Raw genomic sequence first — 24,435 nt, forward strand, 5'->3', positions numbered from 1 at the left:
GTGACCGATGTGGTACAAAACCAGCGAGTTCATCACCGGATGCGCCCCATCCAGCGGATAATCCGGGCGCGGCAGGCCGTAATCGGTGCCGTCGCAGCCGGCCAGCTTGAACACCTGTTCGATGTAGGCCAGGGTTTCGGCCTTGGTCTTGAACTTCGATCCCAGTTCCATCATCCATTGCGGCGTCGGCTTGCCGGCGATGAATTTCGGCTGATAGTAATAGCCGCGCCGCGTGCTGTGGTGCACCGACACCGCGCCATGGACGGCGTCGGCGGCGATGTCGCAGCCGGAATTGCCGCCGCCGATGACCAGAACCCGCTTGCCGCGCAGTTGATCCAGGTTTTTGTAATCGCGGGTATGCAGCACTTCGCCGCTGAACTGACCGGGATAGGCGGGATCGGGGAAATTGGGTTCGCGATGCAGACCGGTGCACACCACCACCAGGGAATAAAGCTGGTCATGACCGGCGCGGCTGATCAGGCGCCACTGATCGCCCTGCTTGGTCAGGCTTTCGATGGCGGCGTTGAAGCGCGCATGGTCATAAAGGCCGAAATGGCGGGCATAATCGCGCACATAGGCCAGCATCAGCTTGTGGTTGGGATAGACCGGATAATCGTCCGGCATGGGGAAATCGGGCACCTGGGTGTTGAACTTGGGCGAGATCAGGTGCAGCGATTCATAGGTGCGGCCACAGGCGCCGTCGCTGTTCCAGACACCGCCGAAATCGGCCTCGGCTTCATAAAGGTCGAAATCAACCCCGCCTTCGATCAGTTCGCGCCCGACGCCGATGCCGGTAGGGCCGCCGCCGATGATGGCTACCTTGAAGCTCTTGCTCATGATTGGGTTTCCTCTGTCAGGCAAAGTTCACTCAGATGTTCGGCGGTGCTCATGTGCACGCCGGTCAAAAGGATGCAGACGGCGCCAGATCCATCAACAACGCTGATAGTGTCGGCATCGACGCGAACAAAGAAATCGGTCGGGACCGGCCGCTCCGCCCACAGGCTGTGCATCGCCGCGGGAAAGGCCAAGGCGCCGGTCTGGCGGCGCCAGCCATTGGCGCGGAAAGCGGCCAGCCGCCACAGCGGGTCCAGCACCAACGGGTCCAGCGGCAAGGCGGCGGCGTTGCCGACACGACGGCATTGCGCCACCAGAATTTCGCCCTGACACCATACGTGATGCACCTGGGCGGTCAGCGGCGCCGGCGGGCCGGAATGGGTGGCCAGTCCACTGGCGAAGGCGCGGAAATCGGCGCTGACATCGGCGCCGGACCGCAGCGTCGCCGGGGCCACCGCCGCCGGCAGGACCGGCGCGGCGGCCAGGATTTCCCCCACATGACAGGGAGCGTTGTCAGCGCCATCCACCGTCACATGGTACAAGACATCGCCGCCATCATTGCCCAGGACCACTTCCAGCGTGCGCGCATGACCATTGACGCGCACCGGTCGGCCCCACAGCAGATGGCGCAAGCCGCGTACCGGCCGGCCGCTTTCACGCTCGGCCGCCGCCCGCGCCAGTTCGGGCAGGAACAGGCCCAGCAGTAATTTCTCGGTGCCGTGCAAGGCGCAGGTCAGATGCTCTTCGTCGCCGCGCACGACGATGGGCAGGCGGGCGGGCGCCGCCAGGATATCAAGCAGGGGATGGGCGGTTGGCGCGGCCAATGGTTCGGGCGGCGGCGGTGGCGCGGCTTCGGCCCAATGGCGGTCACGGGCGAACGGATAGACCGGCACATGGCGGCGGCGGGCCTGGGGGGGCGTCGGCCATTGCACCGTCAAACCCTTGGCCCACAACGCGGCCACCTTGTCGAGCTTGGCCGCGTCCCGGCTGTTCAGCCATTTGTCGGCCAGGGTGCGGGCGTCGTCGTCACGTTCGAACAAGGCGATGGCGGCGGCGTCGCCGGTCGACAGGTGCAGTCCGGCCAGCGGCTGTCCGGCCACCACCGAGGCCAGCGCCCGCAACAAGAAATCGCGGTCGGTGAAAACAAAGGCCAGCCGGGCGTTCAGGGCCTTGCGTCCCACCTGCAAGGTGTGGGCGATGTCGCCTAAGGCGATATCGGCATGGCCGGCGACGAAGCGTTCCAACTGGCCGGCATAATCGCTCAGGCGTTCCAGCGTCCGGGCCGACAAGGTCAGGACCCATGGCCCCGACAGGGCGGCGGCGGCGGCGGGCGCATGTTCCTCAAGCACCAGATGGGCGTTGGTGCCGGAAAAACCAAAGGCGCTGACCGCTGCCCGTCTGGGGCCATTCGCCGGGCGTGGCCATGGCCTTAGCGCGGTGTTGACGGCAAAGGGGGTGCCGTTGAGGCGGATGTGTTCGTTCAGATGATTGAAATTGATGCTGGGCGGTATTTCGCCGTGTTCCACCGCCAGCATGGCCTTGATCGCCCCGGCGATTCCGGCTGCCGCCAGCAGATGGCCGACATTGCTTTTGACCGAGCCCAAGGCGCACGAGCCGGGGCGGTCCCCCAATCCGGCAAAGGCATCGGTCAGGCCTTCGATTTCGATGGGATCGCCCAAGGGGGTGCCGGTGCCGTGGCATTCGATCAGGCCGATACTGGCGGCATCAATGCCGAAGCGGTCCTGGACTTGACGGATCAACCGGGTCTGCGCCTGGGGGTTGGGGGCGGTGATGCCGTTGGTGCGGCCGTCCTGATTGATGCCCCAGCCGCGAATGACCGCATGGATGGGATCACCATCGCGTTCCGCGTCGTCCAGGCGTTTGAGCAACAGCACGCCGGCACCTTCGCCCGGCACGAAGCCGTTGGCGCGGCTGTCGAAGCTGAAGCAGCGGCCGTCGGCGGACAACATGCCGACCTTGGAGGTGTCGATGAACATTTCCGGCCCGATCATCACCGAGACGCCGCCGGCCAGGGCCAGATCTGAATCCCCCAGCAACAGCGAGTTGCAGGCCTCGGCGATGGCCACCAGCGAGCTTGAGCAAGCGGTGTCCAGCGACAGGCACGGGCCGCGCAGATCCAGCAGATGGGCGATGCGCGCCGCCAGGATCGAACCGGAACTGCCCAGCAGGCTATAGGCGTTGTGTTCGTCGATCAGATCGGCATAGCCCGACGGTCCGGCGCCGACGAAAATGCCGCAGGCGGTGCCGGCCAGGGCGGCGGGGTTAAGGCCGCCATCTTCGATCGCTTGCCAGGCATGTTGCAGGAACAGGCGTTGTTGCGGGTCCATCAACTGCGCTTCGCGCGGGGTGATGGTGAAGAAAGCGGCGTCAAAGCAATCGACATCGTCGATGGCCCCCATCCAGCGGCAGGACGAGGTGCCGGGATGGGCGGGGTCGGGATGGTAGAAACGGGAAATATCCCAGCGATCGGCCGGCACCTCGTCGATACAGTCGCGGCCGTGGCGGATATTGTCCCAAAAAGCGTCCAGATCGACAGCCTTGGGGAAGCGGCCCGAGGCGCCGATGATCGCCACCGCATCGGCGGCCGAACGCTCGGTGCGGTCGCGGCGCCGTGTCGCCACGGCGACGGGCGGAGGCGGGGGCGGTGCGGCAGGGGCGGAAGCCGGCGGCAAGGGGGCTTGCACCGGGGGCGCTTGGCCGGCCAGATGATCGATCAGCGCCGCCACGGTCGGATGGGCATAGATGATGGTCGCCGGCAAATCCAGGCCCAGCAAGCTTCCCAGCCTGCGCACCCAGGTTACCGCCAAGATGGAATCAAGGCCCAGTTCCAAGAAGCTGGCGCTGTCGCGGATATCGCCGGCGGCGATCATCAGATCCTCGGCCAGCGAGGCGACGACACGCTGGCGCAAATCGGCGTTTGCCGGGGGAGGGACGACGGCGGTGGCGGTGGCGATGGCAGGCGGCGCGGCGGGGATCGGCGCGGCGGGGCTGGTCAAGTGGGTGATCAAGGCCGCCACGGTCGGATGGGCATAGATGATGGTCGCCGGCAAATCTTGTTTCAGCAGCGTGCTCAGCTTGCGCACCCAGGTCACCGCCAGGATGGAATCAAGGCCCAGTTCCAAGAAGCCGGCGCTGTCGCGGATATCGCTGGCGGCGATCATCAGATCCTCGGCCAGACTGTCGATGACCAAGCGGCGCAGCTGATCGCCGCCGGACGGGGAAGGATTGGGGCCAGGATTGGGGCCAGTAACGGTTGGCGGCGCGCCGGGGAACATGCGCTCGATCCTTTCGCGGACACGGTCGTTGCCGATGAAGGTCTTTTCGTGCATGGCCAATTCCTGAGCGAAGATCGCCGGCAACCGCTCGGCGATGGCGGCGCGGGATTGGCTTTTCCAATCGGTCAGTGTCTTGCGCTCCAGTCTCGCCAGCCCGTGGGCCAAAGCCAGGGCGGCGGGCAGCACTTGGGCGGCGGGCAGCACCGGCAATGACGGGCTGCGCGTCGCCAGATCACGGCCACGGTATTCGTGCGCGGTGAACAGCACTTCGCGCCCCAGATCGTCGCCCAGGCGATGGGGGAAGATCAAGGTGGCGCCGGCGCCGGGGGTAAAGCCGTACCACAGGTAATTGCTGTGATAGACGGCCTCGGCGGCGAACAGGGTATGATCGCAGAACATGCCCAGCGACCAGCCGGCGCCGATGGCGTGGCCCTGCATGGCGGCGATCACCGGCAGCGGGCAATCTTGCGGCAGGGCGTAAATCTTGCGGTCGGTGAAGCGGGTGGCGCCTTGTTGCAGGGCGTTGAGACCTTCGCGGGTGCCGCCACAGGCGAAATAACCGTCGAAACCGGTCAGCACCACCACCTTGGCGTCATTCCGGTTGGCGATGACGCTGAAGGCTTCGGCGATGCCGTCCATGAACAACTCGGTGAAGCTGTTCTTTTGCCCGCGTTCGTTCAGGCGCAGCAGGGCGACGCCATCGGCGAACAGTTCCAATTCCATGCATGGGCTGGTCAGCGGCACGCGGACGCCGGGTGTCGGACCGGCGACGGAGGTCGGATCGGGGGCGGCCAGCCGGTCAAGCTTTGGCTGCATGACCGGCGGCAGACGACCGGGCTGGCGCATGGCCGCTTTCAATTCGACCAGGGCCAGACGCGGGGCGTTGGCGATGCGGCCAGCCAGCAGGGCGGCTTCGGCCGGGGCGCGGGCGGGGAAATCGGCGTCAGCGGCGCTAAAGGTGGTGACCACCGGCACGGCGCAGGACAGCGCCGCCGTGCCCTGCCAATCGGCGGCGGCTTCGATCAAGACTGCCCGCACCTCGGTGTCGGCACTGGCCTGGGCCAAGGCTTCGGCCACACCGGCGGCGCCGTTTAGCCGCAAGCGTCGCACGCCGTCGGCATCGCCCAGATGTTCAATAGCTCCGCTGGGGGCAGCGCTGGCAGGGACGCTGGCCGTCAGGGGGGACAGCTTGATCGGTCCGGTCCAGGCTTGCGGCGTGAAAGGACCGGACAGACGCGCCGGTTCATCCAGACGCAGGGGCAGGCTTAAGGGGTTTGGGGCCGAGGCGGCGACCAATGGCGCCGGCTTGACCCAATGACGCAGCCGGGCAAATGGATAGGTGGGTAACGGTACTCGCCGGCCGGTTTTTGGAGCCGGAACCGGGGCTTGGTGGTCGGCATCGCCGAGCTGGACATTGGCCGGCGCTTGGCCGTCCAGCCACTGGCGCAGGCTGGCGATCAATTCGGCGATGCCGACGGCCCGCACGCTGAGGCGGTGATGCAGCTGCCGGCGGCCGACGGCCAGGGTAAAGGCGACATCGGCGGCGGCCAGTTCGGGGTGTTGATCCAGATGCGCGGCCAAGGCGGTGGCGGATTGGCGCAATTGTTCCAAGGTGCGGGCGCTGAGCACGAACAGATGCGGGCCGTGATCCGTGGCGCTGAACGGTTGCGCCGGGGCCTGTTCCACCACCACATGGGCGTTGGTGCCGGAAAAGCCGAACGAAGAAATGCCGGCGCGGCGCGGCCGGCCATTGCTGGTCCAGGGCTGCGCCTTGTCGGTGACGAAGAACGGCCCGTCGGCGAAGCTGATCGCCGGATTGCCGCCGTTGAAATGCAAGGTGGCGGGGATGGTGGCGTGTTTGAGGCTTTGCACCACCTTGATCAGCCCGGCGATGCCGGCGGCGGTGGTGGCGTGGCCGATATTGGATTTGACGCTGCCCAGGGCGCAAGATCGCGCCGGCAATCCGGCGAAGGCGCGGGCCAGGGCGGCATGTTCGATGGGATCGCCCAGCGGCGTGCCGGTGCCGTGGGCCTCGATCAGGTCGATACTGGCCGGGTCGATGGCGAATTCGCTGTGTACCTGTCGCATCAGCCGTTCCTGCGACAGGGCGCTGGGGGCGGTGATGCCGTTGGTGGTGCCATCCTGATTAAGCCCGCAACCGATGATCAGGCCATGGATGGTGTCGCCATCGGCCAGCGCCGCCGATAGCGGCCGCAACAGCACCGCGCCCACCGCCTCGCCGGGGACAATGCCGTCGGCATTGGCGCCAAAGGCGGCGCAATTGCCGCTGGGCGACAGCATTTTCGCCTGATTGGCCGAGCGGAAGAAACGTGCCGTGCTTTGGATGAAGACGCCGCCGGCCAGCGCCATTTCGGATTCGCCGTCCCACAGGCTGCGACAGGCCATGTGCACGGCGACCAGCGAGCTGGAACAGGCGGTATCCACCGCTACCGCCGGGCCTTTGAGGTCAAGGAAATAGGCGATGCGCGCCGGAATAAGCGAACTGGTGTTGCCCCAAAACGCCTGTCCGGGCACATCGTCGTCAAACAATTCCTGATAATCGCCAGAGCTGCAACCGACGAACACGGCACATTTCGAACCTTGGATGGCCGGGCCGGCATGACCGGCATGTTCCAGCGTCTTCCACGCTTCTTCCAGGAACAGCCGCTGCTGCGGGTCCATATGGGTGGCTTCCACCCCGGAAATGCCAAAGAAGACCGGGTCGAAATCCTCGATGCCGTCGATAAAGCTGCCGTGGCGGCCATAATCGTCCATTCCCTTGGGCACCGGGACGGCAAAGCGGGTCACCGGGCCGACCAGATCGTCGCCGGCCAGCAAATGCGCCCACAGCGCATCGGCGTCGGCCGAGCCGGCGAAGCGGCCGGAAAAGCCGACGATGGCGATGGGCTCGCGCGGGTTTGGCCCCATGGCGGCGGCATCGGCATCGGCGGGGGCATCGGCGGGGGCGGCGGCTAAGGGGGCTGGGCTTTGCCGGGCCAAAAAGGCTTCCAATTGCGTCACATTGGTGAAGTCGAACAAATCGGTCTGGCTGATATGGACGCCGAGATCGCGGCGCAGGCGATGAATCAGATCGGCGCCAAGGATGGAATCCAGGCCATAATCGGCGAAAGACCTTTCCGCGACGATGGTTGCCGGAGCGACGTTCAAGGTTTCGCCCAGCACCGTCAGCAGGCGCTGACGCAGGCCGGCTGCCGGCGACGGCGTTGCGGCGATTGCTGTTTGCGGTTCGGCTGGCCGAACCGGCGGAACCCGTGCCGGCAGAGTGTCGGTGGCCGTGCCGGGGGCGCGGGCCGCCAGAATTTGCTGACCCAGGGCGCATTCCGCCCTGGATGATCCGGCCACCCAGGCCAAGCCATTCTTGGTCAGCAAGGTTTGCCACGTTTGCGGCGCCAGCGACGGCGTGCCGGGGATGCGCAGCTCGGGATCGGTGAAACGCCACCAGCCATCCAGCAGACCAAAGGTCACATGGGTGAACAGCGTCGCCATGCTGGTTTCGTTGATCAACACCATGCCGCCCGGCGCCAGCAAGGCGCGCACATGATCCATGGTGCGGGTCATGTCGGCGGTGGCGTGCAAGACATTGGCGGCGATGACCAGATCATAGCCGCCAAGGGCGATGTCCTGCCCGGCCAAGGGCTTTTCCACGTCCAAGAGGACGGTCCGCAATTGCGGCCATTGCGGCGCATAGCGGCGTTCGGCATGGATCAGGAAGGCGCGTGACAGGTCGGTATAGCAATATTCGGCGATGCGTTCGGCCTGGGGGGCCAGGGCGGCGAATACCGGCTCGCTGGTGCCGCCGGTTCCGGCGCCGATCTCGATGATGCGCAAGGCGCGGCCGGGATGGCTGTGGACGAACGCCGCCGCCGCCGCCGCCAGGGTTCGGCTGAAACGGGCGGCGACCGCGTTGGCCTTATAGACCGCTTCGACCAGGCCCATGGTCCCGTCGGGGAACATCACCGCGGTGGCGGCACGCCGGCCGGTCAGGATATCGGGCAGCGCCCGCAAGGTGGTTTCGGCCAGATCCATTTGCGGTGCCGGACCGCTGCGGCGCAAATGCGCCCATGCCGCCCACGGATCGGCGGTGCCGTCCTGGCCGGCCAACAGCTTTTGCCCGGCCTGATGCCAGCGGCGATAGGCGGGAATGATGGCGTCTTCGGGCAGGGCGGCCAGGGTTTGGCTTAGGATGGCGGCGATGGCCGCCTCCAATTGCGCCGCTTCGGCCTGCAAGGCGGCGTCGCCCTGGGCGGCGGTGATCACCCCGGTAACGTCGGATGTCGCCTGGGGCAGCCAGAACCGGCGGGTGTCGAACACCGTGCCCGGCAAAGGCGCCACCCGGACGCGACCCGGACGGGGCAGGGCGTGCCAGGGCACGTCGATGCCCTTGGTCCACAAATTGAGCACGCGGTCCAACCGGCCTTGTTCCCACCATGCGGCGATCATCGCTTGGGCTTCGGCGGCCCCGCCCAATGTGTCCAACAAGGCATGGCGTTCGTTGCTTTCACCGTGGTGCGGCCCGCTGCCATCGGCCAACCAGCGGCGCAGTTGATCGACCATGTCGGCAATGCTGGTCGCGGCAAACGCCAGCCGGCTTTCCAGGCCAGCGCGGCCGACCTGCAGGGTAAAGGCGATGTCGGCCAAGGCCGGCGCGGTGGCGGTGGCGGTGGCGTTCCGCCCGGCCAAAGCGATGGCGACCTGTTCCAAGCTGCGCAGATGGGCGAAAGATTCGGGCTCGATGGCGGTGGCGGAATGGCGTTCGATCCACCGGCGCAGGGCCAGATGCTGGCCGGCATCAAGACCAAGGACGGTGAAATCCTCGGTATCGTCGATTTGGTCGGGCGCGACCGCCAAGATGTCGGCCAGCGCCTGGCGCAGGCGCGGGCGGGGATCGTCGGTGACGGGGCGGTCAAGGGCGTCGATCAGCCGTTGCACCTGCCGCCGCAGCCGCTGCGGGTCGCGGGCGGAGACGATAATCGCCTGGGGGACGGGGGGGGTGGTTGCTGCTGTGGGGGCGGTGGTTTGGCCGTCCCAGGCCTCGACGATGACATGGGCGTTGGCGCCGCCGGCGCCGAAGGACGAGATGCCGGCGATGCGGCGGCCGTTCCATGGCGCCAGGGTGCGATGCAGAACGAACGGAGACTTGTCCAGATCCAGATTGGGATTGATCTCTTCGGCGTGCAGTGTCGGCGCCAATTGGCCGTGCTTCATCTGCAACAGCACTTTGGTCAATCCGGCGATACCGGCGGCGGCTTCCAGATGGCCCATGTTGGATTTGACGCTGCCCAGGGCGCAGAAATGGCGTTGTGTGGTCTGGGCGGCAAAGGCTTGGGTCAGGGCGGCGACTTCGATCGGGTCGCCCAATTCGGTGCCGGTGCCATGGGCCTCGACGCAGGTGATGTCGGCGGCGCTCAGACCGGCGGCGGCCAGGGCGTCTTGCACCAAATGTCGCTGCGCCACCGGGTTGGGCACGGTATAACCATTGGTGTGGCCGCCGTGATTGACGGCGCTGGCCCGGATCACCGCATGGATCTGGTCGCCATCGGCCAGGGCTCGCGATAATGGTTTCAGCACGACGCAACCGACGCCCTCGCCGGGGACGAAACCGTTGGCGCCGCGGCCAAAGCTGCGGCAGCGGCCATCGGGGCTGAGCATGCGCGCCGCCGACAATTCGATGAAATTGCTGGGATGCAGGTACAGATTGACGCCGCCGACCACGGCCATGCCGATGGCGCCGCCGCGTAAATGTTCGCACGCTTCATGCAAGGCGGTCAGCGACGACGAACACATGGTGTCAACCGGCAGGCTGGGGCCGGACAGGTTGAGGACATGGGATATCCGGTTGGCCATGTTGGCGAACGAGGTGGTGGGCCGCACCAATCCGCCGCCTTCGCCGGCGAACGGGCCATGCAGGGCATAGCCGGTCTTGGTCACGCCGACAAAAACGCCGACCTTGGCGCCGTATTCGCCCGGACAGGCGGCGGCGAGGCGTTGCGGCGAATAGCCGGCGTCTTCGCACGCTTCCCAAGCGGTCATCAGCAACAACCGTTCCTGCGGGTCCATGGCGGCGGCGTCGCGGGCGGCGATCTTGAAGAACAAAGGGTCGAAATCGGCGAATCCGTCGAGAAAGGCGCCCCATTTGGCGTAGCTCAGGCCGCGCTCGATCGCCTCGTCGCGGTCGGGGTGGAAAAAGCCGTCCAGCGACCAGCGTTCCGGCGGAATCTCGCCGATCAGATCGCGGCCCTCGGCCAGGGATCGCCACCAGCTTTCCAGATCGGCGCCGCCGGGATAATGCCCGGCCAAGCCGATGATGGCGATGGGATCGGCGACGTGGCTGGACGTCTTCGTCGGGTTGGGGCCAGGGCTGGTGCCCAAGCTGGGGGCGGGCGCTGCCGCCGCCATCGGCGAGGCATGGCGGCCGGTCCAGCGTCGGCAGCATTCGGCCTGGGTGCGCACCAGATGGGCGGCGACCTGGGCCAAGGTGCGGTATTCGAAGAACAAGGTCTTGGGCAGTGCCGCGAAAACATCGCCCAGCGCCGTATTCAGCCGGGTGATCATCAGCGAATCGATGCCGTATTCCTCGAGCGCGGTGTCGGCATGGATGGCGCCGGGGGCGAAACCGCCGATCGTGCTGAACAGCGCGGCCAGTTCGGTTGCCACCGCCTTGGCCAAACATTCGTCATCGTCGCCGCCCGAAACGGCGGCGGTGGCGATGGCGGCCGGTTGATGCAGATGGGCGAAAAAGGCGCGGATGCGGGTTTCATCGCCGGCCAGCACCGCCGCTTGCGGCACCGCCGCCGCCAAGATGCGATGCAGGGCGGCTAAACCCTGTTCGCTGGACAGCGGCCTTTGCCCCATGCGGGCATACAGGGCTTGCGCCGTCGCGGCGTCGATGCGCATGCCGCCCTCGGCCCAAAGCGGCCAGTCCACCGCCACCAGCGGCAGGCCATGCGCTTGGGCCAAGGCGTCGAGATAGCCATTGGCGGCGGCATAATCCACCTGCCCGTCATTGCCGGCGATACCGGCGATCGAGGCGAACATAACCAGCTTGTCCAACTTCAACCCGGCGCAGGCCTGAACCAGCGCCGCCGCGCCGCCGGCCTTGGGCGCCAGCACGGCGCTGAGGTCAGCACTGTCCTTGCGGGCGATATAACCGTCGCGCAGACGGCCGGCGCAGTGGATGACCGTGTCCAGGCGACCATGAACCTCGACGATGTTGCGCACCAGGGCGCAGACGGCGGCGGTATCGGCCATGTCGACGCGGCGATAGGCGACGATGGCGCCCAGGCTGCGCAAACGGGCGACGAAGCCGGCCCGCTCGGCGTCTTCGCCGCCGGAACCGGTCAACACCAATACCGAACCCGGTGCGGTGGCGGCAATATCAAGGGCCAATATGCGGCCCAGCGCCCCCAGGCCGCCGGTGATCAAGGTGACGGCGCCGGGTGTCCAGACATGGGGCGCGGCGGCGGGCGGCAATTGGCGCCAGGATTGGGTCAAGCGTTGCCCCCGGAGGTGGCGGAGACGGCCGGGACCGCCGGAATCGGCGGCCAGCAGGCGGGCCAAGTCATCGGCAGGGGCGGGCTCGGCGATTTCCACCACCTGCACGCTCAGATGTGACGATTCCAGCGCGGCGGTGTCAAGCATGGCGCCCAGGCCGGCGAAAACCCGGCATTCATCGTTCAGCGGCAGCACCAGTTGCACCAAGGTGTCTGGGCCGGCCATCAGCCGGCGCAGATTTTCCAGCACCTGGATTGCCGCCCGTTCATAGGAAAAGGTGTCCAAGGCGACGATGGCGGCGCCATAGCCGGCGGCAATATCCAGACCGGCGCTCAGCACCAGCCGGCGTTGATCGGTCGCCGCCATCGCCGCCGGGGCGGGGTGCCAATGCGGAACCATCACCATGGTCTTGTCGTCGGCCCGCTTCAGCCAGAAACGGGTGTCGGCGAAGACGCGCGCGGGCAATTGCCGGCGGCGCGGGGCGGTGGTCGGGCGGTAATCTTGCAGGACCACATGGGCGTTGGCGCCGCCAAAGCCGAACGATGACACCCCGGCGCGGCGTGGCGCATCGGCCGGCCAGGGGCGATTGGCGCGCAGCAGGTAAAACGGCGAATCGGTCAAGTCCAGATGCGGGTTGATCTCGGCGCAATGCAGGCTGGCCGGCAGCATTTCGCGGCGCATGGCCATCAGCACCTTGATCACGCCGGCCAGACCGGCGGCGGCTTCCAGGTGGCCGATATTGGATTTGAGCGAGCCCAGGCCGATGAACGGCTCGGGGCTCTGATCGCTGCCCAGCAGGGACGCATAGGCGCGGCGCAGGCCGTTGATTTCGACCGGGTCGCCCAAGGCGGTGCCGGTGCCGTGGGCTTCGATGTAAGACACGCTGCGGCCGTCGATGCCGGCCATGGCGGCCGTGATCAGATCGGCCTGGGCGTTGACGTTGGGCGCCGTCAACGAACCGGCGCGGCCACCGTGGTTTTCGGCCCCGCCGATCAGCAATCCGACGATAGGGTCGCCATCGCGTTCGGCGTCGTCGCGCCGTTTCAGCAGCAATGCCGCCACCCCTTCGCCGCGGCCATAGCCGTCGGCGGCGGCGCCAAAGCTTTTGCAGCGGCCATCGGCGGCCAGCATGCCGGCCTGATGCGGACCTTCGAAGCCCTCGGCCGTCAGGGCCAGGTTGACGCCGCCGACCAGGGCGGCGGAACAGGTGCCGTTGCGCAGGGCTTCGGCGGCGCGCAGCAAGGCGATCAGCGAACTGGAACAGGCGGTGTCCACCGTCTGGCTGGGGCCGTGCACATTCAGCACATGCGACACCCGGTTGGCGATCATCGCCAGGGAATTGCCGGTGGCGACATAGCCATCGCAGGGGATTGCGTGGTCATGCAGCAATTGGCCGTAATCCAGCGAACTGGCTCCGACCAGGACGGCGGTGTCGGCCGGCAGCTCGTCTGGGCCATACCCGGCTTGTTCCAGCACGCGCCAGATGACTTCCAGCAACAATCGCTGCTGCGGGTCCATGCGTTCGGCCTCAAGGGGCGAGACACGGAAAAAGGCGGCGTCGAAGCGGTCTATATCGCTTAGGAAGCCGCCGCGCTTGGGGAAATCGGCGGCGGCCATGCGGGCGGCATAGGCCGGGCCATAGCGTTCCAGCGGCAGATCATTGGTCAGATCGTCGCCGGCCAACAGATGATCGAACAAGGCATCGGTATCGACGGCACCGGGGAAACGCCCGGCCATGCTGATGATGGCGATGTCGCCGGGACGGCGCGGGGTGGTGTCGCCGGGACGGCGCGGGACTGGATTGGGGGAATTGATGGTTTCCACCGGGGGGCGGAACGCGGTTGTCGCTGCTGCCTTGGGTTTGGCGGCGGCGATGGCGTGGCGGGCGATCAGGTGGGCGCTCAGGGCTTCCAGATGCTCGCATTCGAAAAAGACCGCTGGCGACACGGTGACGCCATGGGCGGTGGAAATCGCTTCGGCCAGCCGGGTCAGCGAGATGGAATCAAAGCCAAGATCGTGAAAGGCATCGCGCAAACCGATCTGATCGGGCGGGAATTTCAGCAAGGCGGCGGCGAGGTCGCGCAATTCCAGCGCCAACCGGGTTTGCGAGGTCTGTTGCGGCGGGCTTTCCGGCGTGGTGACGGCGGCGGCTGTCGCTTGGGCGGTGCGCATGCCCCTGGCGCTGGCCAGCACCGCGCCGTCAGCGGCCAGAAAGAACAGGTCGAAGCCGTCAGCGCCCGGTTGCACCAGAACCTGGGCAATGGCGTCGGTGGCTTCCTCCCGCCGGAAGGCGGCAATGGTGGCGATCTGCTGTGTGGGGGCGGCCAGCAGCAGCGCCTGGAAGGCGGCGGCCCAGGCCGAGGCGGCGATTTGCACCCGTTGCTGATAATGATCCTGCCGTGGCGGATCGCGGCGCAAACGGCAGATGACGCCGCCATTGTCCAGCCCGTGGGCGTGGTCGATCACTTCCAGATAGGGGTGGAAATCCAGTCCCTGTTGTTTCCACTGGTCGTAAAGCGCGGCGCCGTCGTGACGGTGGCCCAAAATCGGCTGCATCGGTGACGGCGGCACGGCGGCGCCGGTGACCACGCGGGATTCGGCCCATGGCGCGCGGCGGGTGGCGGATTGAGTTTCCACACGGACGCATTCACCGTCAAACACGCTGTGCAGGGTATCGATCGCGGCCCAATTGTCTTGTGGATCGAGGCGGATATCGGTCAGCGACAGCGGCCCGCTCAGCCCGGCGATGCGAGTGATGGCGGCCATGGCTTCCACCGCGGCCAGCGGCAGCAAAATCGGCTGGCGCTGCGCCTTATAGACGTAATCTTGCACCTCAGACAGATGCAAGGCGGTGCGATAGCGCAGGCCGTCAAGGTCGGAATGGTTGGACCCGATCAGCGGGTGCAGTTTCAGCCCCGGCCCCATTGGCCGCACCACCGACGGCGCGTCGTCGAATTGCGGATACCAGCAGCGCACCTTGTCGAACGGATAAGCGGGCAGCGACAGGCGGCGGCGCTGGCGCCCCTGATGCAGACGCGGCCAATCAACGGCGGCGCCGCTGATCCAGGCGGCGGCGACGCGGCCGGGATCGCGCTCGGCCGGGTCCAGCGCCATGGGATCGGCCTCAAGGATCGAGCGGGTGTAAAGCAGCCCCGGCAGCGGCCCCGGCTGGGCGATGAAAGCGGCAAGCCGCTCGGTTGCCTGGCTCAGGCTGGCGGCGACCAGGGCCAGCCGGCACGGCAATTCGTTTTTGCCCACCTGCAAGGTAAAGGCAAGGTCGCCCAGGGACTGGCCGTCCAGATGATCGCAAAAACGGCGGATCACGGTGACCAGCGCCGCTTCGGTCATGGCCGAGAACACCAGCACCTGCGCCTCGTCGGGCTGTGGCGCTGGCGGCGGCGCGATGTATTCCTCGATAATGATGTGCGAGTTCATGCCGCCGGCCCCGATCGAGGTCACTCCGGCCCGGCGCGGGATTTCGACACCATCGGCGTCACGGCGGCGCGGCCATGGCTCAAGCGCGCGCTGGACATAGAACGGAGTGGAATCGAAGGCGATGTTGGGATTCAAGGTTTCGGCATGCAGGGACGGCGCCAATTGGCCGTGCTTCATCTGCATCAGCACCTTGGCGATGCCGGCCAGACCGGACGCCGCCAGCAGATGGGCGATATTGCTTTTGACCGTGCCGATGGGGCAGGTGGCGATGGTGTCGGTATGCTTGCGGAAGGCCTGGGTCAGGGCCTTGATTTCGATGGGATCCCCCAGCGCGGTCCCCGAACCGTGGCCTTCGACATAGGAAATGGTGGCGGCGTCGATACCGGCATCGTCCAGCGCCTGTTCGATGGCGACCGCCTGTTGGCGCGGATTGGGGACGGTAAAGCCGTTGCGGATGCCGGCATTGCTGATGGCGGTGCCGCGAATGACCCCATAGATGTGGTCGCCGTCACGTTCGGCGTCGACCAGGGTTTTCAGCACCACGGCGCCGACGCCTTCGCCCAAGATGGTGCCGTCGGCGCCCAGGCCATAGCCGCGAATGACCTCGGCGGTCTTGCTGGTGAAATGTTCCTGCGAGGTGGCGATCAGCTTTTGCGGATGCAGCAACAGGCTGACGCCACCGGCCAGGGCCATCTTGCAGCGTCCGGCGCGCAGCATGTGCACCGCTTCGTGCACGCAGGTCGACGCCGCCGAGCACATGGTGTCAAGGAAATAGGACGGCCCGGTGAAGCCATAGAAATAAGACACCATGTTGGGGATGGTGCCGGTATAGGAACCGCTGGCCAGCGCGCCGCGCATCAGCATGTTCTGAAAGCCGTACAGATCGTATTCGTTGGTCATCGAGCCCATGATGACGGCGACGTCGCCGCCCAACTGGCGCTGCAATGTCTCGCGCGAATAGCCGGCATCCTCGAAGGCTTCGACCGAATTTTGCAGGAACAGGCGGACCTCGGGCGACATCAGTTCCGCCTCGTATTGCGAGATGCGGAAATAGCGCGGATCAAAGGCGGCGATATCGTCGAGGAAGCAGCCGGTCTTGACCACGGTCTTGCCCAGCACGTCGCGTTCCGGGTGCAACAGGGCGGCATGATCCCAGCGGTCGACGGGATAGGGTTCAAAGCCGTGCAGGCCCTGGGCCAGCATGTCCCAAAAGCTCTGCTGGTCCTCGGCCTTGGCGACCTTCAAGGATAGGCCGACAATGGCGATATCGTGGGTGTCCGCCGCCGGCCGGGATTGCCGTTCGACCGGGGCGGCGACGCTAAGCGCCTGGGCCGGCACGGCGAGTGCCGCCGGGCTGTCGCCCAGGGCCTTGGCCAATGCGGGGGCGTATTCCTCGGCCAGATGGGCGGCGATGCCGGCCAGATCGACATATTCGAAGAACAAGGTCTTGGATAACGGTCCCAGCGCCTCTTCCAGCCGATTGGTGGCGTCGACGATGGCGATGGAATCCAGGCCGTATTCGTCCAATTTGCGGTTGGCGCGGATTTGCCCCGGCTCCAACTGCAATACGTCGGCCAAGATGTCGCGGACGAAATCCTGGGTTCGGCGCGGCAGATCGGACGTATCGGCGCTTACCGGCTCGGCGGCGTCATCGCCGTTGCTTGTGCCGGTTTCGGCGATGGCGTGTCGGGCCGTGGCGGTGTCGCCATGCAGCACGGCGATGCGTTCTGTTCCGGCGGCGAGGATGCGGTCCAGCGCGTCCAGGCCGGCGGCGGCGGGCATGGGGACGGTGCCGAACTGACGATGCAGCGCGGCCAGGGTGGCGGCATCGGCGCGCATGCCGCCCTCGGCCCATAAGGGCCAGGCGATGGCGTGGGTGCGGCCATGACGATCACCGGCGGCGGCCAGGCGGTTGCGGTGCTCGGCGAAGGCATCAAGAAAGGCGTTGGCGGCGCCATAGCCGGCCTGGCCGGCATTGCCGAAGACGGCGGCCACCGACGAACACAACACGAAGAAATCAAGGTCAAGATCAAGGGCGCGGCTGGCGGCATCAATGTTCAAGGTGCCGGCGACCTTGGCGGCGAAGACCGCCGATTCCGCCGGTCGGGTGATGATGAAGCCGTCGTCAAGAACGCCGGCGGCATGGATGATGCCCTTGACCGGTCCCAGGGCGGCAAGCGTCCGGTGCACCGCGGCGGCATCGGTAAGGTCGCAGCGGATATAGCGGATTCCATCGGGGGGCACGGCGTCGCTGCGGCCGCTGACGGCGATGTGCTGTGCGCCATGGGCGCGCAGCCAGTCGATGAACAAGCGGCCCAAACCGCCAAGACCGCCGGTGATCCAATAGACCCCATCGGCGTCGATGGCCGGGGCGGCGGCGGCAAGTGTGGTTTGCGTCAGCGTCCAGGCCTGACGGGCGTCGTCGGAAGCATAGTGGATTTCGCTCCAGCCATCGCGGCGGCGGCTTTCAGCCGCCGACAGGGCGGCGCGGCGCGCGGCGGTAAGCGGACCGGCCACGCGGATCAGCACGCCGTCAAGCTTGGGTTGCTCCAAGACGGCGACGCGCAGCAGCGCCGCCAATGGCGCGGTCAGGCAGGCGGGAACATCGTCGGCAACGATGACCTGCACCTGGGTGCGGTGGCGCGGCTTGGCCCGCAACAGGGTGGCAAGGCGGTCGTAAACGCTGGCATACCATGCCGGCACCGCGCTTGCCCAATCGTCAGCGGCAGGAAAATCGCTGACGATCAGCACATCCATGGGCTGGGAACGGGGCGGCCCCAGCGGCGCCGGCTGCCAGTTTCCCTGGGCCAGCACGGTGGGATGGTCATGGCTGGTTTTTTTGTCTTCGCCCGCCATCACCCGCAACGACAGATCTCGCCACGACAGCCGTAACTGGCCGTCCTTGCCGTAAAGATCAATGTCGAGCTTGCGCAGGGCGGTGTTGCCGGGAACCGAGGCGGCGCGCACATGCGCCCACATGCTGGCGTCGCACGGTCCATGCACGTCCAGCCGGCCGCAAGCAAAAGGCACGGCGGCGCCGGCCATGGCGCCATTATCCAGGCCGACCCAAGCCTGGATGGCGGCATCCAGCAAGACCGGATGCAGCTTCATGCTTTCCAGGCCGGGCAAGAGCCGACGGGGGAGTTTCAGCCGGGCGAGAACCTGATTTTGACCGGCATGGACCTGGGCCAGAGCCTGGAAACTGGGGCCGTGCTCAACCCCACTGGCGCGCAGCTTCGCGTAGCAATCGGCAACGTCGATGCTGGTCGGATGGGTGGCGCGCAAAGCCGCCAGATCGGTGGCGGCGGCTGGTTCCGGCGCTGTCGCGCGAACCACGCCCTGACAATTGGCGACGCTGCTATCGTTGCTGTCTTGGCGCAAGGTGAAGGCGATGGCGCCATCGTCTTGGCGAAGCAGATGCACATCCAGCACTGTCGGGCCGTCGCCGGCCAATACCGGTTTGGCCCAGACGACATTTTCAAAGCGTAACGCGCCGGTTGTCCCGCCTTGGGCACGCTCGATGGCGGCGCGGACCATTTCCAAGGCGGCGACGCCGGGCAGCACCTGGACGCCGCCGACGTGGTGCTCGGCCCAAAAGAATTCTGTTCCTTTCAGCCGGGTCTGAAAGTGGATGCCGGCGAAATCGGACAGGTTGTGATGCAGCAGGGGGTGGGGCAGGGCGCGGCCATCCTTGGCCCCGACGGATTCGTCAAACCAGTGACGCTGGCGGTCGAACGGATAAAGCGGCGCATGAATGCGGGCCGGCGGGCCGGCGGGCCACAAGGCGGCCCAATCGATGGTTTCGCCGTTCACCCAGCGGCCGGCAAGGCCCGATGCCGGATCATCCTGGCCCGCGGCGACGGCGCGCAAGGCGGCTTGCGCCGTTGTCGCATCGGTCACGGTCACCGCCCGGCGGATTTCCAGCGCTTCGCGGCCGCTTTGCAGGGTATGGGCCAATGCCGGCAAACGATCGGGGTGGCTGGCGATGAAATCGGCCAAGGCTGCGGCCAGCAGCCGCAACCGGGGTTCGTCCTTGGCCGACAGCGGCAGCAGGAAAGGACCGGCGAACGCGGCGGCGGCGGCAAGGGGGGCGTCTTCGATCACCACATGGGCATTGCTGCCGCCGAACCCAAAGGAACTGATCGCCGCCCGCCGGGGGGCGTGATCGGCGCGCGGCCATGGGCTGGCCTGGGCCTGAATGCGGAACGGGGTGTTGTCCAAGCTGATCAGACGGTTCAGCGTCTGGAAGCCGACATTGGCCGGCAAGGCGTCATGGCGCATGGCGGCCAGCACCTTGGCCAGACCGGCGATACCAGCCGCCCCCTCCAGATGGCCCATATTGGTTTTGACCGAGCCGATCCCGACCGTCTCCGGCGCCGGAATGCTGCCGGCATCGGCGTGCAGACGGACAAAGGCGTCTTTCAATCCGGCGATTTCGATGGGGTCGCCCAGCGGCGTGCCGGGGCCGTGGGCCTCGATGTAGGAAAGGGTGTCTGGGGCGATGCCGGCGCCCTGGTGGATTGCGACGATCAGATCGGCCTGGGCCTTGGGATTGGTCACCGTCAACGAATTGGTGCGGCCGCCGTGATTGATGCCGATGCCCCGGATCACCGCATGGATGGGGTCGCCATCAGCCAGCGCCCGCGCCAATGGTTTGAGCAGCACGACGGCGCCGCCTTCGCCTCGCACGTAACCGTCGGCGGCCTCGTCGAAAGCCTTGGCCCGGCCATCCTTGGACAGCATGCCGGCCTTGGCGAAGGAAACGAAATGGTTGGGCGACCAGATCAGATTGACGCCGCCGGCCAGGGCCTGGTCGCACGCGCCTGTCTGCACCGCCCGCACGGCGTCGTGCAGCGCGGTCAGCGAGGCGGCGCAGGCGGTGTCGTTGGTGACGCTGGGACCGTGCAAGTCAAAGAAATGCGAGATCCGGTTGGCGATGATGGAAAAGGCGATGCCGGTGGGGGCATAGGCATCCAATTGGGCGAGATGCTTTTCCAGTAATTCGGCGTAATCCCAGTGGCAGACGCCCATGAAGACGCCGGTCTTGCTGCCGGCCAGGGCGCTGGCGGCATAGCCGGCGTCTTCGATGGCGTGCCAGGCCATTTCCAAGGCGAAGCGTTGCTGCGGGTCCATCCACGCCGCTTCGCGCGGCGAGACATTGAAAAAGCCGGCGTCGAAGCTGTCGGCATCGGCCAGAAAGCCGCCCCAGATGCTGTTGGTCTTGTTGCCTTGGGCCGGATTGCCGCGCCACTGGGTCTTGTCCCAGCGCTGGCGCGGGACTTCCGAAATCAGCGACCGCGCCGCCGCCAGATGGCCCCACAAGCCATCCAGGGTGTCGGCGCCGGGCAGACGCAGACCGATGCCGATGATGGCGACGGGGGTGTCGGCGGTGGCGGTTTTCATGCGCTTCCCCCCGGCATCAGGGTGGAAAAGCGGTGGTTGAGCACTTGGGCGGTTTCATCGAGCAATTTAAGGGCGATTTCGTCCACATGGCGGGCTCGCCATGACGTCAGGGCCGAACCGGCGACCCATTGATTGAAAGCGCCCAAGGCCGGGCCGCAATGGATCTGGAAATCGACCTTGCGTTCCATCTCGCCGTTCAGCGCCCAGCGGCTGGCATCCTTGAAATAGCGCCGAAACACCATGGCCATGCGGTGCTTGGGCAGCCGCTCGGCCCGTTCGATCTCGGCCGCCGGGGCGCGGGCGCGAATGTCGTCCCAGATGCCGGCCAGCGATTGACGGAAGAACCGTTCCTCGATTTGCCGGCGCGAATCGGCGTCAATGGCCTCAAGGCTGTCGCATTGGCGGTACAAGCTGACCAGCTTGTCGGCGCGGGCAGGGAAGAACAGGCCCTTTTTCAGCACCTGGACTTTCGAGCCCAATTCGAACATCTCGCCCGACGGCGCATAGGCGGTGTCGTGCACCGCCATGCCTTCCAGCATGTCCTTGACGGCATCGCTGGTCCGCGCCTCGATCGTGCATTGATTGATCGAGCCGGTGACGATGAACTCGGCCCCCAGCACCAGCACGGCGGCGGCGGCTTCCGGCGTGCCGATGCCGCCGCCGGCGCCGACATGGACGCGGCCGAAGCGGGGAAAGGCGGCTTTGGCCGCGTCGCGCACCCGCAACACGGCGGGGATCAGGGTAAAGGGCATGCCCTGGTCGGTGTGGCCGCCCGAATCGGATTCGACGCAGATGGCGTCGGCCATGGGCACATGGCGCAGTAATTCGGCCTGATCGGCGGTGATGGCGCCGCTTTGCGTCAGCTTGGCGATGATGCGGTCGGGGGCGGCGGCCAGGAATTGGGCGGCGATGTCGGGGCGCGATACCTTGGCGATCACCCGGTTGATGGCGCTGATCGTGCCGCCATCGCTGCGCAGGCCATGGGCGCGATAGCGCACCAAAGCCGGCGTCACCTCCATGAAGGCCGAGGCTTCGACCACCCGCACGCCGTGGGTCAGCAGCAGGTCGGTCAACTCGTCTTCCAGGTGCGGGTGATTCATGTGGGCGATGAAATTGACGCCGAACGGCGCCCCTTCGGGCAGGCGGGCGCGAATGGCGGCGATGGCTTGGCCCACCTGGGGCATGCGGATGCCGCCGGCGCCGAAAAATCCCAGCATGCCGGCCTGGCCCAGGCGCACCACCATGTCCTCGGACGAGATGCCCTGGTACATGGCGCCGCCGACATAGGGGTAACGCAGACCGAAATCGTGGCAAAACCCGCGTGAGCCGATGGTTTCGGCGCACAGGCCAAAACGAGGCGGACGCGGGTCGGCGGGGGGAACGGGAGAGGGGGCGGATGAGGCGGCGGCGGCGGCTTCTTCCGCCGCCAAGGTCGCCGCGTCCAGCGGGCCGGCTTCCATTTCGGTGCGCTTGACCATGGGCTTGACCACCGGCGGGCCGTCGGGGCCGATTTCGCTGAAATCGGAAAAGCTTGCCCCCTTGGCCAACAACCAGCGGATGGAATCCGACCAACGAACCGGGGCGGTGATCTGTTCGATCATCCGCTCGCGGATGGTGTCGGGCTGGTGCGGTCGGGCGGTGACGTTGGAAATCACCGGAATTTGCGGTGCGGCAAAGCTGAAATCGGCGACGAAAGCGGCGAAATCGCGCCGGGCCTCGGCCATGAACGGGGTATGAAAGGCGCCGCCGACCTGAAGGACGACGTAATGACTGGCGCCGGCCGCCTTGAACAGGGCTTCGGCGGCGATGATCGCGTCGCGCTTGCCCGACAGCACGATCTGGCGCGGGGTATTGAAATTGGCCGGATAAATATCGGCTAAGTGGTTGTCGGCGATGATCTTTTCGATTTGCTCCGCGTCCAGCCCCAGCACGGCGGCCATGCCGCCGCCGGTGGCGCGGTCCATCAACTCGCCGCGCTTGGCCACCAGCCGCAAACCGCTGGCGAAATCGATTGCTCCGGCGGCGAACAGGGCGACGTATTCGCTGACGCTGTGGCCTAGCACCACATCGGGGCGGGGGCCGTCGGCAACCTGCTGCAGGTATTTCAGCGCACAGACGGTATAGATGGCCGGCTGGGTGAAATTGGTCCGGGTCAGCCGTTCGATGGGGCCGTTCTCGCACAACGCGGCGATGGAATAGCCCAAGATGGCGTCTGCCGTGGCGACCTGTTCGGGGAAGGCGGCGAACAGGCCGGCGCCCATGCCGATGCGCTGCGCCCCTTGGCCAGGGAACATGAAGGCTTTCATGGTGCGCTCCAATGCTCGCCCGGACGGTCCCAGACGATGCTGCCCAGATCAAGTTTGACGACGCGGTCGGCCAGATGCCAGTACCGTTCGTCGTGGGTCACCGCAATCACGAGTTTCCCTTTCTTCCGCAAACTTGGAAGAATGGTTTCATAGAAAGTCTTACGAAAGTGTATGTCTTGTTCGGCGGACCATTCGTCGAACAGATAAATGGGGCGGTCTTCCAGCAAGGCGGCGATCAATGCCAACCGTTTGCGCTGGCCGGTGGAAAGGTGCAGGCGGGTAAAACGGCCATTCTCGAAGCGGACCTTGCCAGCCAAGCCCATTTCGTCGATCAGCCGGTTGACGGTCAGCGGATCGGCATTTTCCAGGCCGTAAAGACGGTCGAACAGGTGGAAATCGACAAAGATGGCGGAAAACAATTCGCGCAAACCGGCGATGGCCCGTCCCGCCACCACGTCGCCATCGACGCGGATAACCCCCTGCTTGGCCGGATAAAGCCCGCACATCAGTTTCATCGCGGTGGATTTGCCGCTGCCATTGCCGCCGACGATGAAGATCAATTCGCCTCGGGTCAGGGTCAGGGTCAGCGGGCCGGCGGTGAAGCTGTCTTCGGGCGTTTCAGCCTGATGGGTAAAGGTGATGCCGTCATAGGCGATGGTGCGGAAATCGGTGTAGGCCTCGGCCAGGGCGCGGGCCTCGGCCGGGGCGATCGAGCCGGCGGCGGCCAATTGCCGCTGCACATGCAAAATCCCCTCAAGCCCGACATCGGCGCGCAGGAACATGGGCGATTGCGCAACGATCTTGGCCAGCGGGCCGATGCAGAACAGCAGCACCGGCACCAATTGGAAGACGATCAGCGATTGCCCGGTGATGAAATGGGGAAAGGCGAAGGCGACCACGCCCAGCATCAGATAGGTGACGAAGCTGGTCAGCAAGATCATCTCGGCCCAATGCTCGCCCGAGGCGACCAACAGGCTTTCGCAGGCCCGCGACAGCCGGCGATAGGCTTTTTCCACCGCTGCGCCACGGGCCGAATGCAGGCGCAATTCCTTGGCCCCCAAGATGACCGAATCGATGGCGTCGAGCATGCGGTTCTGGCGTTGGCCCAAGATGTTCAAGGTGACGCGGAAGCGACGGTTGATGGCCACATAGCCCATGATTCCCACGCCCACCGCCAGCAGAAAGACGGCGAAGGCGGCGGGCGACAGGTACAGCAGATAAATCAGCGAAAACACCAGCAGCACCGTCTGCTGGAAGCTGTCGACCAACAGCGGAAACGTCACCGACAGGTGATTGGTCTCGTGCGAGACCATGGAATACAGACTGCCGCGGCCAACGCGGTCGGCCACCAGCAATTCCGATTGGCGCAGCTTATCGACCACGTCCAGACGCAGACGGTTCAGCAAATGCTCGATCAGCGCATTGGAATGCAGCAGGCCGAAGGTGTTGCACTGGTAATAGATCAGGAAGGCGATGGCGAAGCCCACCCAGATCCACAAGCTGGGGCGGTCGCCCCCAGCCACCAAAGCGGTGACGTCGTTGATCATCACCACCAAGGCGGCATTGGCCATGCCGGCCAGGACGGTCAGGCTGCCCATGATCCATAATTGGCGACGGTCGGCGCCGCCGATGAAAGTGGCGATGGCCAT

The 24,435-nt window shown here is 66.2% G+C and carries 4 protein-coding genes (1 of these 4 running past the window's edge); all 4 read right to left on the bottom strand.

All coding sequences use genetic code 11. The annotated features are described in order from the left end of the window. Tightly spaced (each overlapping or abutting the next), the 4 genes in view from KEC16_RS01180 to KEC16_RS01195 form a layout consistent with a single transcriptional unit that may run on beyond the window. Positions 1-837, bottom strand: the 5' portion of a protein-coding gene (locus KEC16_RS01180) for a flavin-containing monooxygenase (protein WP_211545826.1). It extends 489 nt beyond the left edge of the window; the window shows 837 of its 1,326 coding nt (coding positions 1-837); the start codon lies at positions 835-837; the stop codon falls past the left edge of the window. After that, complete coding sequence (locus KEC16_RS01185) at positions 834-20,480, bottom strand: SDR family NAD(P)-dependent oxidoreductase (RefSeq protein ID WP_211545827.1); 19,647 nt, start codon at positions 20,478-20,480, stop codon at positions 834-836. Before KEC16_RS01185 ends, KEC16_RS01180 begins: the two co-directional genes overlap by 4 nt. Continuing rightward, entirely contained in the window at positions 20,477-22,786 is a 2,310-nt protein-coding gene (gene fabD, locus KEC16_RS01190) for an ACP S-malonyltransferase (protein ID WP_211545828.1), read from the bottom strand. Before fabD ends, KEC16_RS01185 begins: the two co-directional genes overlap by 4 nt. Beyond that, the gene (locus KEC16_RS01195; protein WP_211545829.1) at positions 22,783-24,435 is read right to left on the bottom strand and encodes a cyclic peptide export ABC transporter; all 1,653 of its coding nucleotides are present in this window, start codon (positions 24,433-24,435) and stop codon (positions 22,783-22,785) included. Before KEC16_RS01195 ends, fabD begins: the two co-directional genes overlap by 4 nt.

The organism is Magnetospirillum sulfuroxidans, assembly GCF_018224925.1.
GTDB classification, from domain to species: domain Bacteria; phylum Pseudomonadota; class Alphaproteobacteria; order Rhodospirillales; family Magnetospirillaceae; genus Magnetospirillum; species Magnetospirillum sulfuroxidans.

Bases quoted from the DNA above. Each gene is read 5' to 3' on its own strand.
- KEC16_RS01185 (WP_211545827.1), bottom strand. From the start codon at position 20,480: ATGAAAACCGCCACCGCCGACACCCCCGTCGCCATCATCGGCATCGGT.
- fabD (WP_211545828.1), bottom strand. From the start codon at position 22,786: ATGAAAGCCTTCATGTTCCCTGGCCAAGGGGCGCAGCGCATCGGCATG.
- KEC16_RS01195 (WP_211545829.1), bottom strand. From the start codon at position 24,435: ATGGCCATCGCCACTTTCATCGGCGGCGCCGACCGTCGCCAATTATGG.